The following is an 18,196-nucleotide window of genomic DNA, read 5'->3' as shown; positions in this document are numbered from 1 at the left end:
GTCATTTCTGACTATTTTTACTTTTTACCAACAGAGTTATTGAACATGTTTTCATTACGTCTTTTAACCAGAGTTGTTCTGTTTACAAGTACAATATTTATTAGTGCTTGCTCAACATCTTCATATTTTGGCAAAGAACTTAATTTACAGCAGTCCCAACAACAATTACTTGTTCCGGGATTAAGTCATTTTCAAATAAACAAAGGTCAAGCTAGTGGCTACTTTGTTTTGAGCAGTGCGGTTGTTTCAATAGAAACGGCAAATTTATTAAAACAAAAACTTGAAAAATTCAACACAACTGGCGGCAATTTACCTAACAAATTACCTCAGCTTATCGCTGTTATTAAGCCAGTTGAAAAGGGACCTAACGGTAACGCTTTAGGTCAACTCGTGACCTTTGGCCAATTTGACACTTTGCTACAAGCACAAAAAATGCAAGCAGAGCTTGATGATATTGGCATACATTTTAAGCCAACTCACAGTACCCAAAGAAGTGCTGGGGCAGGCAAACAACAAATCAGCATACTTAAATTACAGCCCAGTTTATTCTCGGGCCAAGTCATTTCAGCCTTAGGGAATGACAGTGTGTTAGATATTCAGAAAACGTCAAAAATAGCTCAGCAAAATGCCGCGATTGCCGCAGTTAATGGCGGCTTTTTTGCTTATCAATCACATCAAGGGCTAGTGGGTGATCCCGCAGGAATAGCAGTGGTTGACGGCACCTTAGTGAGTGAAGCAGTAAACGGCAGACCTGCTTTGTTGCTGCGTAATACACCGGCTTTGTCGCTAGACATATTAGAAAATGTACATAGCAATTTAGAAATGCGGATTGATGACCAGCAATTTCAAATAAGCGGTATTAATCGACAAGCGGGTAAAATTTTTAATTGTGGCCAGCACCATGGCGACAAAATTGTTGCAGCTATCCACGATTATGTGTGCTCTGAGCAAGACGAAATAATTATCTACAATCATTATTTTGGAAATCTTGAGGTTGTTTTGAAGGAGCAACAGACATTCCGGTTCTTTTTAGATCAAGATAACAAGGTCTATTTTACTCCGCCAGCTACTTATGCTGTTTTACCTAAAGGGCATAGATTAGTCAGTGCATCTGGCAAATATCTAAACATTCTAAAACAAATGGTCAAATCAACTTCAAGTGTCAGTACTTCGCAACGTATCTGGAGTGATGCTGGTGAAGTGGTTTTGGAAAAGGGCATATACATCATAAATGGTGGCCCAACGCTGTTAAGTGGCGGCAAAACCCAAGTTACCCAGCGTGCTCAACAAGGCTGGGATATTGCGCCTGTCAATATTGGCTCTGCGGCAGTTGATAGCAGAGACGAAATTAGTCAAATCCAACAAGCAGACAACAGCAGAGTGAATTTCTATCAAAATTGGGTGTTACAAAGGCATCCCAGAACCGCTGTTGGGATCACTGATTTAGGCACAGTGTTTTTTGTGGTGGTGTACGGACGTGACCCACTACTAAGCATTGGTGCATCAGTGTCGGAAATGGCTGACATTATGAAAGATCTTGGCGCGGTTAAAGCGATTAACCTTGATGGCGGAGGATCGAGTGTGATGGTGATTGAAGGTGAAAATACTGGAAAACCGTCAGACACAAATGGAGAGCGAGCTGTGGCAGAAGCGCTGTTATTTATTGCTGTAAAGAAGGTATAAAAGTGGGAAACGTGATTAAAAACCAATTAGCGGGACAAGAGCCATCAGCGGGAAGAGAGCCATCAGCGGGAAGAGAGCCTTCAGCGGGTAAAGAGCCTTCAGCTCAACAAAAGCCTTCAGAACAACCCTTATTTTTAGGCATCGATGGAGGTGGCACAAAATGTAAAGCCGTTTTGATGTCTAACAATAATGACATTCTGGGAGTAGGTGTGTCTGGGCCCGGCAATCCCGTATATGGTTTAGAAGAAGCCATTCAGTCAATCGAAAACTCTGCGCTTATGGCAGTACAAGATGCAGGAATGGATGCCAAAGTGTTAGGTGAGTTAGTCGTAGGCATGGGCTTGGCTGGGGTCAATATTCCTAGCCACTACCAAAATATCATGGCCTGGCGACACCCCTTTAAAAGCATATATTTAGCGACAGATTTGTTGATTGCGAGTATGGGAGCTCATAACGGCAGCGATGGTGCTGTTATCGTAACGGGAACGGGAACCTGCGGCTTTTCTTATGTTGATGGCAAGACCAGTATTTTAGGTGGCCATGGGTTTCCTCAAGGTGATAAAGGCAGCGGAGCTTGGTTTGGCTTAAAAGCAATAGAGCAAGTTTTACTGACCTTGGATAATATTGCTGGCCCGACACAATTAGTAGAGCTTGTCTTAAAGCAACTCAAGGCAAAAAACGAACAGGAAGTAGTGGAACAAGTGGTCGGAAAATCGGCTTCATTTTTTGCTCAATTATCATCAACAGTGTTCACCGCCGCAAATGCACAAGACAAAACCGCAATTGCTATTGCGCAAGAAGGTGCGAAGTATATCAGTGATATGGGCCTTAGGCTCATAGACACCAAACCACCCCGTATCTCACTTATTGGTGGCTTGGGTCCCTCATTATTACCTTGGTTAGATGATGGCATAAAAAGCCAATTATCTAAGCCTCTCTCTCCGCCTGAAGTGGGGGCCGTGTTGTTTGCAAGGCAACAAAGCCAGCTTAGTCGCACTGTAGGGACATTTTGAAGTTAGATCTAGCTGGATAAAAGGTCTTAGGGTTTTTCAAACAAGAAAATTAATCACCAAATTAATCGCCATGTTAATCACTAATAAAGGTTAAATAATATGCATCAGTCAGCAGTAAAGAGTCAGAGTACATTTGTTCCAATGCTTGTTGTTGGCATACTTTTTTTCATCTTTGGGTTTGTCACATGGCTCAATGGTTCACTCATTCCATTTTTGCAGATAGTCTGTGATTTAAATGAATTTGAAGCCTTATTTGTGACCTTTTCTTTTTATATCGCCTATACGGTTATGGCCTTGCCTATGTCGATTATCCTTAAAAAAACAGGTTATAGAAATGGTATGGCCATCGGACTCGCTATTATGGCATTGGGTGCACTGTTACATATACCTGCGGCAATAAGCGCTAACTTTATGTTCTTTCTGGTGGCGCTATTTGTGTTGGCTGCTGGATTAACTATTCTACAAACAGCCTCTAATCCCTATATTGTTTATCTGGGCCCAGAAGAAAGCGCGGCGATGCGCATCAGTATCATGGGTTTAGTGAATAAAAGCGCTGGGGTATTAGTGCCTATATTATTTACCACGCTAATTTTAGCTGATATGGGGGATATTTCTGCCAGCACTATGGCCGGCTTAGACGAGATAGCTAAAAATCAACGTGTCACTGAGCTTTCACATAAGCTGATTGTTCCTTATATTGTGATGGCCATTGCGCTGGCTTCATTAATCGTTTTGGTCAAATATACCCCTTTACCCGAGATTGAGTTCTCCGCTGTTAGTTCGGAAGAAAGCGCCACTAAAACCTCTATATTACACTTCCCGCAAACAGTGTTAGGCGCAATTGCATTGTTCTTCTACGTCGGTGTCGAAGTGATCGCTGGGGATACCATTGGGCTTTATGGTGCGTCATTGGGAGTGGATAATTTTGCCGGATTGACCTCTTACACTATGGTATTTATGGTGGTAGGCTACTTAATTGGCGTCAGCTGTATACCGCGATTTATTTCTCAACAAAAGGCTTTGATAGGCTCAGGTATTGCTGGCTGCATTTGCATTTTTGGAATTGTATTGTCATCAACTGAATCCACTTGGCTAGCTGCTATTTTGTGGGGATGGAGCGGCTTACCACTCATACCTAATTCAATTACGTTTGTTGCCTTAATGGGGCTGGCCCACGCACTAGTGTGGCCTTCAGTATGGCCATTAGCATTGAAAGGACTTGGCAACTATACCGCACAGGGATCTGCTCTACTTATAATGGGCATATCTGGTGGCGCGATTTTGCCATTATTGTTTGGAAAAATATCTCATGAAATAGGTGATATTCAATATGCCTATTTTATTGGTTTGCCTTGTTATTTGTACATTTTGTTTTACGCATTTCGAGGGCATGCAATTAGAAATTGGGGCAAGTCTGTAAAGTGATTTAAAACATTCTGTTGTGTGCCATTTATAGGTTTATTTTGACCATTAATTATAAGGTTTTAAGATGAAGAAAAAGTTTACTGTTGTAGCTGTGACATTGTTAGTGACAGCTTGTAATGCCACACAAGTTAGTAAAGTTGAGGTAATTGAACCTTCTCACCCTAAAAATATAATTATGATTGTGGGTGACGGTATGGGGCCAGCCTACACTAGTGCCTATCGCTATTTTAATGATGATCCTAATACTGCTGAAATTGAAGATACGGTATTTGATCGGACTCTGGTTGGTATGAGTAGTACCTATCCAGCCCCTGTGTCTGGCTATGTGACTGATTCTGCTGCAGGGGCCACTGCGCTTTCTGCCGGAGTCAAAACCTACAATGGCGCTATTGGTGTTGATGTTAATAAACAACCAGTAGAAACGGTATTAGAGCGAGCCAAGAGTTTAGGTAAAAAAACCGGCGTGGTAGTAACCAGCCAAATTAACCATGCCACTCCTGCAAGTTTTATGGCCCATAATGTCGAACGTGGTAACTACAATGAAATTGCTGATAGTTATATTGAAAATTATACTAATTACGACTTTGTGTTAGGTGGTGGTTGGAAATTTTTTATTCGAGAAGATAGAAATTTAGTGACTGAATTTCAAGATCTAGGTTTTCAATATATTGACGAGTATGCAGGTTTAGCAACACTACAAAAAGACAAGCCGGTAATTGGTTTGTTTGATGAGGTTGGATTACCTTGGGCATTAGATGATAGTGACCCCTCGCGTTTAAAAACAATGACAAAAGCTGCCATTAAGCACATTGAAAATGAGCAAGGTTTTTTTATGTTGGTTGAAGCCAGTCAAGTTGATTGGGGCGGACACAGCAATGATATTGCAGCGGCAATGGGCGAAATGCGCGATCTGGCGATGACGCTAGAATATTTGGAAGAATATGTGGCTAACCATCCCGACACCTTAGTAGTGCTTACTGCTGACCATAGCACTGGTGGTTTTACCTTAGGTTCTGACGGAAAATATAGCTGGTTACCTGAAGTGTTGAGAAACATGCAACATTCACCCAGCAAGATTGCTGAAAAACTGCTAGATGCTGAGATCACTCAAGAATACGCTGATGAGTTATTTAGTTTTACATTAACTGCAGAAGAACTGGCACAACTCAAAGAGGCTAAGGCGCCTAGTCAAGAAGAGCAGCAGTTAGACTCTAAGGGTAATCCTTATGCTGATACATCAGCAAATATTCAGAAAAAAGCCTTGTACACGGCCGCTAAACACATAGTGGATAAAAGAACGATAACAGGTTGGACAACAGGTGCCCATACCGCAATAGACGTTCCAGTATTTGCATTTGGCAGTCAAAGTGAAAGGTTCAACGGCCTAAATACCAACACTAATATCGCCAATACAGTATTTTCTTTGTTGGGTGATAAGTCGAAATAAAGAAACTCCGATACTAAGCAACTAGTAAAAAACTGATTCAGTCAATGTATTGGAAACCTACAGGATTTTACTAAAAAGTGTTATTAGCGGAATTATTACAACAGCCATCAAAGTGATCTGAGCCATTGGATCATCTTTGCTGGCTTTGTCAGCGCCTTTCAAACTAAAGCTCTAGTAAAAACATCGACAGAGTTAAGTCTATTAGTGGTTCCATTATAGCTTTTAGGTACTCCCACCAATCAAAAAATCCTCTTCTAGATTTCATTTGTTAACGCTTGCCTTTGAGACTTAAACTTTTCTAAACTCAATATGTTGATGTTTTTTTCGATACTGCCTTGGATTGCAGTTTAGATGTTGACTAAAACATCGTGAAAAATATAGCGGGTCATCATAACCAACAGTCTCAGCCACTTTGTTTATGGGTTGTCGGGTTTGTGCTAGTAGTTGCGCTGCCCTGGCCATGCGGCGTTCATCACGAAAATTTAGCATGGTTGAACCGGTTTGTTGCTTGAACAAAGCAGAGAGGCGGGCAGGTGACAAGCCCACTAAGGCAGCCAAGGTATCTATAGTGAAGGACTGATTGAAATTAAGGGCTATGTAGTCGGCAATAAGACGTATACGTTTGTCAAAGGGCAACAAACTTTTTTGCGGCGCTAGCTGACGGCTACGAATTAAAATCTGCTCAAGTATATTTTTCTTTAGGGCTTCTGAAAATTCAGAGGCCTGCAAATGTAACTCGCTAATCTGCTCAAATAAGGATTTTAATCTGTGATAGCAGCTTGCAGAGGCTTGAATATGATGGATGCCTGGGCCAATTTCTGGCCATTGCAATAACTCCAGCCAGCGTTCTTCTTGCTGAAAGTACACCCATTGATGTACCCATAAATCACAGGAATGTTCTCGTCTGTAGTCATAAAGCGCATCTGGTGACAGTAAAATTAGATCACCTGGTTTAGAGACGAACCGTTCGCGAATACAGTTGTAATATCCATTTCCCTCAACCGTCAAGTGCAGGCTCCAGCCAATTTTGCTATGGGGTCTTCTGGTGACGAAGTCGCTAAAGTCATCTCGCTTATGACGTGTTGTGCCTGGCGTAATGTGATTGGTGAATAGGGCGTCCACTTCTTCAAGCGAGTTGTAGATCATAATCAGAAACCGCGAGGCATTTAACTCACTTATACCTTCTGGGGCGGCAAAATCAGCCTGCCACTCTTTTAACAAACCTTGGGTGTTTGCCTGACGTTGAAATATTGAATGGGTAATTTCGCTGGGTAGACCTTGGGTAAAGTAATGAAAAGGACTGCCAGTATGATCCCCCATCATGACACGCAGGCACGAAACGAACTCAGCTTTGCTTACCCCTTGATCTCTGAGCATGCGCCAGTGGGTGTTTGCTGCCTTTTGAATATCTGTCAGCAATAGAATTATCCATATAAATAAGTAGTTTCTGTATTCTATTTGTTTTCTCTAACTGAAACAATCACTGTAATGCATTAGGTTAACAAGAGATTAAAATAATGTAATGAAAACGTCAGTATAAAGCGGTGACTATAAATTATAGTTATTTATCTTTATAAATCAGCAGAATACAAGAGTGATAAGTCAGCGTAAACGGGCTAGAGATAGCAATGTAGACACCTGCGGATTGGAATATCTAAATAAATAGTGACGTTAATAGGCATTATTTGAACATTTTTAAAATATAAGACTTTACTCAGCTGTGCTGCACAGTTGTTATTTTTTTCCATATAGTGCGGTAGCACTTTTACTGAAGGCAAACATGACTAAACACTTGCTCACATATGTTTTTATTTACTGTTTAATGTGCTGGTTGCCATTAAATACTTATGCCGCCTCTAAACCAGAAATAGATACTGTGGATCCAAAAATACAGGCTAGGGTTAATGCCCTGTTAGAAAAAATGACGGTGGCAGAAAAGGTGGCTTTGCTTTCTGGGGCTGATTATTGGAATACAGTTGCCATTAAGCGTTTGGACATTCCGTCCATTCAAGTAACAGATGGCCCTAACGGAGTGCGTTCTAATAACAGCGAACCTACTACGTTGTTTCCTGTGGGTGTGGCTATGGCGTCAACTTGGAACCCCAGCTTAATCCAGAAAGCGGCAGCCGCTATGGGCCGAGAAACTCGCGCTATGGGTGCTCACGTTTTGTTGGGGCCTAATGTCAATATTCAAAGAGTGCCGCTGGCCGGCCGTAATTTTGAAGCTTATTCAGAAGATCCCTATCTAAGTGGTGAGATAGGCCTTGGTTTTGTGCTTGGCGTACAAAGCGAAAATATAGGCACATCACTGAAACATTTTGTGGCGAATAATCAGGAGCATATGCGCCGAACGGGCAGCTCTAACATGGATCAGCGTACCTTACGTGAGATCTATATGCCCGCATTTGAAAAGATTGTGAAACAAGCCAAACCTTGGACTGTGATGGCTGCCTACAACAAGGTTAATGGGGTCTTTATGACCGAAAATAAGACCTTGCTGCAAGATGTACTCAGAGGTGAATGGGGCTTTGATGGCCTAGTTGTATCTGATTGGGGCGCGCTACATGCTAGTGCTTCAGCAATTGACGCTGGGCTTGATCTTGAAATGCCTGGGCCAGCAAAACACTACGGAAATAAATTGTTGGCGGCAATTGAGCAAGGCGATGTCGACCTAGAAAAACTTAACGATAGTGCTAAACGCTTACTGACACTTATTATTAAAACAGGTGTTATGGACACTCGTACCTCGGCTACACAGGCAGGTGCCAATGGCGAAGTGAACTCTCTTACCCATCAGCGCTTGAGCCAGCAAGTGGCGGAAGAAGCAATCACACTGTTAAAGAACCAAAAAAATCTACTGCCTCTTAACCATAAAAATATTACTTCCATTGCCGTTATCGGCCCCAATGCTGACGCCGCTATTATACAAGGCAGCGGTAGTTCGCAAGTGGTGCCTTTTCAACAGACAACACCACTGGAAGGTATACAAGCCTTAGTGGGTGATTCGTTAAAAATAAGTTATGCCCAAGGTGTGGATAATGAGCCCGAACCGGCAACAATTGACGCCAGGCTACTCAGCCCAGACAAGCAGCGTACTAAGCAAGGTTTAAGGCTCGAATATTTTGGAAATCAAGATTTTTCAGGCAAACCAGTATTTGTTTCCACAGATCGTAGTTTTTCTAAATTGGGCTTCGCCGATGAAATTTCAAATGCCGCTCGAAATCGTTTTTCTGCACGCTGGCAGGGGTATTTTTGGCCTAAGGTCAGTGGTCGCTACGAATTCGAACTAGTGCATTTGTCCAGTGCCACACTCACTATTGATGGACAGGAAATCATCAATGATAGTCTGGAAAAACAACACACCGGCTTTTTAGACTTTTTAAATATAGGTGCCCGCAAGGCAGGTATTGAGCTTAAAGCTGGCGTAGCCTATCCGTTCAAGCTGGATTATGTGGCAGGTAAAACCCCTGTTCCTCTCAATTTGTTGCGCTTGGCAAGTCGCAGTCCTGCTGGTGAATTTTCCGAGGCAGTGAAACTCGCTAAAGAGTCAGATGTCGCTGTGGTGTTTATAGGTGTGTCAACCACATCAGAAAGTGAAGGCAGAGACCGCTCTGACTTGGAACTCTTTGGAAAACAAAATGCCTTGTTAGAGGCGGTATTAAAGGTCAACAAAAATACCATAGTTGTTTTGAATAACGGTGCACCATTAGCGATGCCGTGGATAGATAAAGCGAATACAGTGATTGAAGCTTGGATGCCTGGTCAAGAGGGCGGACATGCCATTGCCAATGTGCTGTTTGGGCATACCAACCCCTCTGGTAAATTACCGGTTTCGTTTCCCAAACGTCTACAAGACAATCCTAGCTATTTGCATTACCCCGGTGATCAAGATGCCAACTACGGTGAGGGCATTTTTGTTGGTTATCGTTACTACGACAAAAAAGAAATTGAACCCCTGTTTCCTTTTGGCCATGGGTTGTCGTACACCCAGTTTAGTTACAGTGACTTGACTGTGTCGGATCCGCTATTTGATAAAGAGGAACTGCAGGTTTCTATCAATATTAAAAATACTGGTGCCATGGCAGGCAAAGAAGTAGTACAGCTTTATGTTCAAGACAACGAGTCTAAAGTTGTTCGCCCTATTAAGGAACTTAAGGGGTTTAATAAAGTGTCTTTAGGCCCTGATGAGCTTAAAAAAATTACATTTACATTAACCAAAAGAGATTTAAGTTATTTCGATGCACACCGCCAAGCATGGCGAGCAGACGCAGGTAAATTTACCGTTCTAGTGGGCAGTTCTTCACGAGACATTCGTCAGCAAGTGTCATTTCAGCTACCAGTAGATTATAGCCTTGAAATCAATTAGGTCTGAATAAAACGATTTTGGGATCTCTACTCAAGGGGGCTCCAGCTGAATTTGTAAGATTAAATATAATAATAATTAAGGGTACAAACATATGAAAAACATTGGAAAAAGAAGTCGAGTAGCGTCTTCGGTTTCGCTGGCAATGGCGACTTTGATGGCCTCGTCTGTGATGGCTGCAGAAAGCGATTTTGAACTTGAAAAAATCACTGTTACTGCATCGAAAAGAGTAGAAAACTTACAAGACGTGGCCTCGGCCGTTACCGCGCTGTCGGCAGACGATCTGGTTAATAGTCAAATTACCCGAACCGAAGATCTGGTTAACTTGTCGCCCTCGTTAACCTTTCAAAGCGGTGGTAGTGACAACGCCTCCTCTTTTAATATTCGTGGTATTGGCACACAGTCCTTTAGTTCGGGTGTTGAACCTAGTATCGCGACCGTTATTGACGGCGTGATAATGGGGCGTTCGGGCATGGCTTTTAATGAACTTTTAGATGTGCAGCGTGTTGAAGTATTACGTGGCCCGCAAGGCATGTTATTTGGAAAAAATGCCTCTGGTGGTGTGGTGCAGATTATCACTAATGATCCTGGTGATAGCTTTGAAGCGGCCATTAATACCAAAGCGATATTATCTGGCACCGATGAGTATCGCGTCAGTGGCATGATCTCAGTGCCAGTAACAGACACTTTGGGTTTTCGGGTGGCGGCATTCACCACAGAGCGTGATGATCATATTTATAACGTACTGACCGACCGTAATGTAAATGGTAGTAAAAACAGCGGCGCAAGGCTCAAAATCAAGTGGCAACCCACTGATGATTTGAGTGTGAAATGGAGCAGCGACTTTAGTGAAAGAAGTGGAGAGTGTTGTCAGCCACAGGCCCGAACGGCTACCGCTAACGAGGCGCACTTTTTGGGGGAGCTCAGCGCATCTGAAGATAACAAAAGTATTAATGTAGCTGGAGAACTCTACAATGAGTCGGAGTCTTCGGGGCACTCTTTAGAAGCCAACTGGGAGCTTGGCGAATATACCTTAACCTCTATCTCGGCTTATCGAGATTATAGTTCCAAGTCGAACCAAGATGTTGATGGTACACCAGTGACTTTGCTTGATATCAACGCGGGTGAGTCTTCACAAAACCAAACTACTCAAGAATTGCGCCTGACCTCTCCACAAGATCAAATGCTGACCTATGTGGTAGGTCTTTATTATTTTAAGCAGAGTATGAATCGTGATTTTCAACGGATTTATCACGACCTTTTTGGGGTGTTTGTACCTACATTTCCCGGTTTGAAATTTGGCTCTCATTACGAGGCCACAGTTGAAAGCACAAGTTATGCAGGATTTGGTCAGTTTGAGGTTAATATCAGTGACACTTTCCGCCTGCTCGGAGGCGCTCGCTACACCAATGAAGAATTGGATTTTGAATTTGAAAGAGAACAAGCCGCAGACGTATATGCGCCTATTGTGGCCAACCAAGCTTTGTATCAAGACGCCACTGATGACACCGACTGGTCATTTAAAGTGGGCGCGCAGTGGGACTTGAATAAAGATGTAATGAGTTATGTGACACTTACTGAAGGTTACAAAGGTCCGGCTTTTAATGTCATTTTTGAGATGACCAGTGACACCACTTTGCCAGTTGCACCTGAAACTAGCCAAGCCTTTGAAGTAGGGCTTAAGTCGAGATTATTTAATAATCATTTGGTACTCAACACGGCTTTGTTTAAAAGTAACTACGACAATTTCCAAGCCCAAGCTCAAGATGCCAGTTCAGCGGCATTTACCTTGCTTAACGCCGGAGAAGTACGCACCCAAGGCATAGAGTTAGATTTTCAAGCCAGACCTACTGAAGACATGATGATTTCAGGTGGATTTGCTTACATTGATGCAGAAATTGTTGATTTTAAAGGCGGTCCTTGTAGTCCACGTCAAGTGGCGGCTGACGAAAATTCTTGTGCCGATAATAGCCAAGACTTGTCGGGTAAAGACTTACCTTTTTCGCCAAAGGTGAAGTTTAATTTGTCACTTGAGTACTTTATGCCTGTAGGTGAAGACCATGAATTAGTGCCTCGTGCTACTTATCGCTGGCAAGGTGATGAGTTGTTTTCTATGGATCAGGACGCAGAAAAAAGCCAAGACGCTTATGGTGTTTTAGATATCTCTGTACGACTTGAATCCTTGGACCAACCCTATAGCGTCACCTTGTTTGTGAATAATGCCTTAGACGAAAATTATGTCGACGCCATAGTCCACAACAACATCTGGGCCGGATCCTACGACCATTATTATTCGCCAAAAAGTGAGCGCACTGTTGGTATCGACTTCAGGTACACCTGGTAGTCATTAGCATTACCCGTTAAGTTACAGCAGTAACTGTCGACTCAGTATTGAGCTTACGGTTACTGTGTAGGTACTGCAAAGCAGACAAATGTGCAAAGTGGACGAAGATGCAGATTGTACAATTGTGCATAGGAGGACAGATGTAATGAACATTATTAGTTATGCAACACCCTTTTTTTTATTGGCCATATTGCTCGAATTGGCTTGGGGGTGGTTTAGAAAAAATAACACTTATCGTCTGAATGACAGTGTGAATAGTCTTTCTCTGGGTATGCTACGCACCTTAAGCAAAATTATGTTTATTGGTATAGGCGCGGTGGTATTTGCAAAAGTAGAAAATCAATGGGCTATTTTTTCCTTTGATAAAAGCCTGGTTCTACATTGGATTGCCGCCATACTTATTTATGATTTTTGTTATTACTGGTTTCATCGCATTAGCCACGAACGCCAATTTTTTTGGGGCTCACATGTAGTTCATCACCAAAGTGAAGACTATAACTTGTCAACAGCGTTGCGACAGACAGGTACAGGTTTATTTGCGACTTGGATATTTTTTGTGCCGTGTTTTTTGCTCGGTATCCCGCTGTATATGTTTATAACCATTTCTACTGGGCACCTTGTGTATCAATTTTGGATACATACTCAACACATTCCCAAACTGGGGTTTCTAGAGTGGTTTTTAGTGACGCCCTCGAACCATAGGGTTCACCATGCGCAAAATGCTCGATACATCGATAAAAATTACGGCGGGCTATTAATAATATGGGACCGGATGTTTGGGACTTTTGCTGAAGAAGATGAAAGCGAAGAAATTATCTATGGTTTGCGAACAGCCCTAAACAGTTGGAACCCCTTGTGGGCCAATGTACATGTATTTGTTGGCATGTTCCGTGATGCTTGGAGAGCCGAAAGTTACCGAGATAAATGGGCGATGTTATTTTCTCGCACTGGTTGGCGCCCTAGTGATGTGGCACTTAAATACCCTATTGAGAAAACTGATCTGACAAATTTTCACAAATATAACCCCACTTTATCGTCAAAAGCAAAAGTGATGGTTTTTTTATACTACATGATGATGCTGGGATTTTTTATGTGGTTTATGGCCAATGTTGGATCTATGTCGTATATGTATCAAGTTGGTGGCGCCTTAATAATGACTTTGTTTGCGTTAATTCTTGGTGTTGTTATGAACAACAGAAAATCCAGCAAAGTATTTCTAAAAAAAGGCAATACAGGTTAGGTTTGCCCAAAGGAGGCGAGATATTTTCTCGCTATTTTTTTCTTTGGATTGCTAGGTTGAAATTCAGTAATTCTTGATTTGTTTCTTCAAGAGTTTTCGATTATATAAAATTTAAAGAACGCACAAAAGTACAAAAATTATTTCTGAACAAGTAAAATTAAACCGCCTTAATTATCCCTTGTTCATCAGCATTGCTCATCGATTGCAACCTATGTGTAAACGGCTTTATACTTGTTTTAAAATAATCTAGTGATACCTTTTTATATGAAATTATTATATCTGCTACCTTGCGTTTTTTTAACCGCTTGTTCCTCACTTAAGCCTGAGCCGTTACTGGCGGCAGCAGAACCCACTGTGACTGTTATTGGCGAAGAAGTAACAACAACGGGGCGCTATTTTGAATTTGTTCCCACACCTTCCATTTTGATTTTTTCTGAAACTCGAAATTGGCGTCATGAAGAAGGCATTGCAGGAGCAAACCTCGCTATTATGAAAGCTGCAAAAGAAATGGGGTATGGTTATTTCACAACAGAACATAGCGGTATCTTTAATGAAAAGGACTTAGCACGTTTTAATGTTGTGGTTTTTAATAACATGACGGGCGATGCCTTGACACCTGAACAAGAAATGGTTTTTGCCAAGTGGCAATCTAAGGGTAATGGTACTGTTTTAATTCATGGTTCAGGTGATGCGTCACATCAAGACTGGGATTTTTATCACAACGAACTGTTAGGCGCGACCTTTGTTAGCCATCCTGCGGCACCACAATTCCAAGAGGCGCGGGTTGAGGTTTTGGGGCCTACCCATCCCGTTATGGCTGGTATGCCAAAGGATTTTATGGCGATTGATGAGTGGTACACATTTGAAGCTCCACCTAGTGATGATTTTATTGTTCTTGCGGGATTAGATGAAAGCACTTATAGCCCTTTAAACACTGTTTATGGCGATATTTCTGATTTACGCATGGGGCCAAAAACGTCAGATCATCCAATTATTTGGGCGCGATGTCTTGGCGACAATCAGGCTCGCTCGGTTTACACGGCAATGGGACATCGTTATGAAACCTATGAGACACCCGAAGCATTACTCATTTTGAAAAACACCCTAAATTGGACGGCTAAAATAACCGATCCACAATCTTTAGGTTGTGCAAAATAGCCAGTATTTTTGTGGTTTTGCATTGCAGCATCAAGATAAGGCCGATGAGCAATCGGCGAATATCTTCCTGACCTCAACTTATTTCTCATAACCCAGGTTCAGTAGGCTCATTAAGCATTATTTATAATGTTTTATCGTCTTTGAAATAGACAGATGCTTTGTAAATTGAATTTAAAATAAGGTCAGTGGATTTGAAAAAATTAATTATTAGCATCATCATTATTCCAATTGTTTTGTTTATTATTGTTGTTTGGCTACCGGCCCCAATTGCGCCCGTGGCTTACTCACCGCCTCAACCGCAAGCACTTAAAGGCGTACTTGCAGCTAACAAGCTATTGCACAAGGCTGAACTTTTGGCTTTAGGGCAAATCAATGGCCCAGAAGAAGTAGCAGTGGACAGTCAAGGTCGAGTTTACGGAGGAACACAAGACGGCAAGATTATGGTCTTAACCACAGATGGCAAACTAGATGTTTTTGCCGATACTCAGGGACGTCCCTTGGGGATGCAATTTGATCAAAATGAAAACCTGATTGTTTGCGACGCCGATAAAGGGTTACTTTCAATTAATCTTCAAGGAAAAATCACTGTTCTGGCGACATCAGCGAACGGAACTCCCTTTAAGTTCACCGATGCTTTAGATATTTCCAGTGATGGCATCATATATTTTACGGATGCGAGTGCTAAGTATGGGCACAAAGAATATCTTTATGATCTTTTAGAATCAAAACCACACGGCAGACTCCTAAGCTACAACCTAAGCACTGGTGAGATTAAGCTATTGTTGAGCGATCTTTATTTTGCCAACGGTGTGGCTTTGTCTCAGCAGCAAGACTTTGTTTTAGTGAATGAGACTTACCGTTACCGGATTGTTAAGTATTGGTTGAAGGGACCCCAAGCGGGCACTCATGAGATTTTTATTGATAATCTGCCAGGGTTTCCTGATAACATTTCCAGCAATGGTAAGGGCACATTTTGGTTGGCGCTGTTTACTGTTCGCAATGACGTTTTGGATAGCTTACACCCTTACCCTTTTCTCAAAACTCAAATGTCTAAACTGCCCAAGTCTATGTGGCCTAAGCCACAACCTTATGGCTTAGTGTTGGCCTTAAATGAACAAGGTGACATCACCCAAAGCCTGCACGAACCCTCGGGACAACACCTAAAAGAAATCACCTCGGCTAAAGAGCATGATGGTTATTTGTATTTAGGGAGTTTGCATAATGATCGCATTGGTAAGTATAAATTGCCATAAAGAGTGATTACTAAGTTAGTGGCTAATCTGCTTTTTATGGGCCATTTGTTTCTTCGAAGATGTTGATATTCTTAAGCAATTTTTCACTCAAACCTGTGAATATTGCCTAATTAAATTGTGGTATACGTGATGTAGCTTATCTAATTCTTCGCGGCTTATCGCAGGATTAGTCACTAGGGTTTGAATATTTTTATCAAGCTTTTGACGATACCGTGCTACTTCGTCTTTTGCTAATAATTGCTCAATAAATAGATATCCTATTGGTTAAAAACTAAAAATCATAAGTAACTGTGGCCCGTGCGCTGCGACCTTCACCGAGGTACATAAATGCACATGAATGGAAATATGTGAACCGATGAGCTCTAATTTAATCAGACATCATCTTCTGGGTTATAAAAATTGAATTGATGCCCATTGATCCTTGCTTAAGATCAAGCTCTTAATCCATTTTCCCGGTTTAGATCAATATCATATTGAGTTATCGATCTTAATTGGTAGAATTTTGAAACCTTATTGTCGCTGTATCTAAATCTTTGATTTTCAAGACAGGAGTTATGAAATGAATTTAACAGAGCTCATTGCGCAGTCGTCTTTTACAGAAATTGCGGTACTTTTGGTGTTGGCTGCATTTTTGGGTTTTATAGGTTTGTTATTACGACAACCTCTAATCGTCAGTTTTATAGCTGTCGGTTTAATTGCAGGGCCTTCGGTACTTGATATAGTTCATTCCAAAGATCAAATTACCCTTCTTTCCGAATTAGGCATTGCGGTACTGCTATTTCTTGTTGGCATCAAATTGGATGTGAAATTAATTAAGTCCATTGGTGGTGTGTCTGTTTTGACTGGGTTGGGTCAGGTGGCTTTTACATCTTTACTTGGTTATTTTATTGGTTTGGGACTTGGGCTAGATCATATTACCAGCATTTATGTAGCGGTCGCCCTTACATTTTCTTCGACCATTATCATTGTAAAACTGTTATCTGATAAACGAGAAATCGAATCACTACATGGTCAAATTGCACTAGGATTTTTGATTGTTCAAGATCTTGTAGTGGTGGTGGCTATGATAGTGTTGGCTACTATTGGTATAGGCTCTGGTCATGGTGATGCAAATAGCTCATCTGTATGGCAAGTCGCCATTTCAGGGGCGAGCTTACTGGGTTTTGTTATTATTTTTGTTCGTTACATGGCTAACCCTCTAACTGACAAACTTGCCAAAGCTCCAGAATAGTTAGTCATTTATGCCATTGCACAAGCGGCACTATTTGCGGCCATAGGCGAAATGGTTGGCTTAGGTATGGAAGTGGGTGGGTTATTGGCAGGCGTTGCCTTAGCGTCTACTCCTTATCGGGAAAGCATTGCAGCAAGGCTCGCACCTTTGCGTGATTTTTTACTGCTGTTTTTCTTTATCGCTTTAGGCGCGACATTAGATTTATCGCAACTTGGCACCCATTTATCCGCGGCCATTATTTTTTCACTTTTTGTGCTTATTGGTAATCCTCTTATTGTGATGATTATTATGGGGACTTATGGGATATGGTAAAAGAACAGGTTTTCTAGCCGGTTTAACCGTGGCGCAAATTAGTGAGTTTTCGTTGATTTTTATAGCCATGGGCATAGGGCTTGGCCATGTGCCGCAAGATATTCTGGGCTTAGTAACACTAGTGGGTATTATTACCATAGCTGCCTCAACTTATATGATTACCTATTCACATCAACTCTATTCTTTGTTTGCGCCTCTTATAGGTATGTTCGAAAGATCGGGTGTTCCTCGTGAGGCGGCCACAGATGATCATACTGGTGATCACTACCCCGTTATCATCTTTGGTTTAGGGCGGCTAGGAACCGCTATCTCGATGCAACTCAAAGATAAAGGTATTAAAGTTTTAGGAGTTGATTTTAATCCTGCGGCGATAAAACATTGGCATCATTTAGGCTTAGATTGTAATTATGGGGACGCGACAGATGCTGAATTTATTCTTGAATTACCCCTTAAACGTGCACTTTGGGTTGTGTCGACTATCCCTCATCTGCACACTGGCTTATCGTCAGAAGATCCACGAAAAACGGTTGTTCAGTTAACCCGAACAGCAGGGTACACAGGCAAGTTAGCTGCGATTTCACATAGTAGTGTAGAAACTGAAGAATTAAATTTTCTAGGAGTTGAGCTTATTTTGGAGCCTTTTCAGGATACTGCAGATCACGCAGCCAATGCACTTTTCGAAAGTTTTAATGTTCAAATAAATAAACCGGTACAAGGAGAATCATAA

12 protein-coding genes and 1 pseudogene are annotated in these 18,196 nt (G+C 41.8%); 11 read left to right on the top strand and 2 right to left on the bottom strand.

The window, feature by feature from the left end:
* Positions 1-45: 45 nt before the first annotated feature.
* The 4 genes from GARC_RS03385 to GARC_RS03370 all read left to right on the top strand — a co-directional run bounded on the left by GARC_RS03385 (position 46) and on the right by GARC_RS03370 (position 5,568).
* On the top strand, positions 46-1,683 hold the full coding sequence (locus GARC_RS03385; RefSeq protein WP_007616718.1) for a phosphodiester glycosidase family protein: 1,638 nt from the start codon (positions 46-48) through the stop codon (positions 1,681-1,683).
* 2 nt (positions 1,684-1,685) lie between these two features.
* A complete protein-coding gene (nagK, locus tag GARC_RS03380) occupies positions 1,686-2,696 on the top strand; it encodes an N-acetylglucosamine kinase (RefSeq protein WP_007616717.1) in 1,011 nt (336 codons plus the stop codon).
* Positions 2,697-2,795: 99 nt separating this feature from the next.
* Positions 2,796-4,121: a sugar MFS transporter gene (locus GARC_RS03375; RefSeq protein WP_039988579.1), complete on the top strand. Its 1,326-nt coding sequence runs from the start codon at positions 2,796-2,798 to the stop codon at positions 4,119-4,121.
* 64 nt (positions 4,122-4,185) lie between these two features.
* Positions 4,186-5,568 carry an alkaline phosphatase gene (locus GARC_RS03370; RefSeq protein ID WP_007616715.1) on the top strand — a complete coding sequence of 461 codons (1,383 nt, stop codon included), beginning with the start codon at positions 4,186-4,188 and terminating at the stop codon, positions 5,566-5,568.
* Positions 5,569-5,856: 288 nt separating this feature from the next.
* On the opposite strand, the gene araC is transcribed toward GARC_RS03370, so the two are convergent.
* A complete protein-coding gene (gene araC / locus GARC_RS03365) occupies positions 5,857-6,987 on the bottom strand; it encodes an arabinose operon transcriptional regulator AraC (protein WP_007616714.1) in 1,131 nt (376 codons plus the stop codon).
* Between the two features lie 361 nt (positions 6,988-7,348).
* On the opposite strand from araC, the gene GARC_RS03360 reads away from it, so the two are divergent.
* The 5 genes from GARC_RS03360 to GARC_RS03340 all read left to right on the top strand — a co-directional run bounded on the left by GARC_RS03360 (position 7,349) and on the right by GARC_RS03340 (position 15,926).
* Positions 7,349-9,934 carry a glycoside hydrolase family 3 C-terminal domain-containing protein gene (locus GARC_RS03360; protein ID WP_226989053.1) on the top strand — a complete coding sequence of 862 codons (2,586 nt, stop codon included), beginning with the start codon at positions 7,349-7,351 and terminating at the stop codon, positions 9,932-9,934.
* Positions 9,935-10,025: 91 nt separating this feature from the next.
* On the top strand, positions 10,026-12,275 hold the full coding sequence (locus GARC_RS03355) for a TonB-dependent receptor (RefSeq protein ID WP_007616712.1): 2,250 nt from the start codon (positions 10,026-10,028) through the stop codon (positions 12,273-12,275).
* A gap of 145 nt (positions 12,276-12,420) precedes the next feature.
* Positions 12,421-13,515, top strand: coding sequence for a sterol desaturase family protein (locus GARC_RS03350; protein ID WP_007616711.1), 1,095 nt, complete (start codon positions 12,421-12,423; stop codon positions 13,513-13,515).
* Positions 13,516-13,779: 264 nt separating this feature from the next.
* The gene (locus GARC_RS03345) at positions 13,780-14,673 is read left to right on the top strand and encodes a ThuA domain-containing protein (RefSeq protein ID WP_007616710.1); all 894 of its coding nucleotides are present in this window, start codon (positions 13,780-13,782) and stop codon (positions 14,671-14,673) included.
* A gap of 185 nt (positions 14,674-14,858) precedes the next feature.
* Positions 14,859-15,926: an SMP-30/gluconolactonase/LRE family protein gene (locus GARC_RS03340; RefSeq protein WP_007616709.1), complete on the top strand. Its 1,068-nt coding sequence runs from the start codon at positions 14,859-14,861 to the stop codon at positions 15,924-15,926.
* An 87-nt stretch (positions 15,927-16,013) separates the two neighbouring features.
* Here GARC_RS03340 and GARC_RS27140 read toward each other — a convergent pair whose 3' ends face one another.
* On the bottom strand, positions 16,014-16,112 hold the full coding sequence (locus GARC_RS27140; protein WP_226989055.1) for a hypothetical protein: 99 nt from the start codon (positions 16,110-16,112) through the stop codon (positions 16,014-16,016).
* A gap of 373 nt (positions 16,113-16,485) precedes the next feature.
* On the opposite strand from GARC_RS27140, the pseudogene GARC_RS27135 reads away from it, so the two are divergent.
* Positions 16,486-17,469, top strand: a pseudogene (locus GARC_RS27135) (cation:proton antiporter domain-containing protein).
* Positions 17,456-18,196, top strand: coding sequence for an NAD-binding protein (locus GARC_RS27130; RefSeq protein WP_226989052.1), 741 nt, complete (start codon positions 17,456-17,458; stop codon positions 18,194-18,196). Before GARC_RS27135 ends, GARC_RS27130 begins: the two are co-directional and overlap by 14 nt.

Source organism: Paraglaciecola arctica BSs20135 (assembly GCF_000314995.1).
GTDB classification, from domain to species: Bacteria; Pseudomonadota; Gammaproteobacteria; order Enterobacterales; family Alteromonadaceae; genus Paraglaciecola; species Paraglaciecola arctica.
Note: the sequence above shows the minus strand (reverse complement) of the source record. Positions and strands in the feature narration are given on the sequence as shown.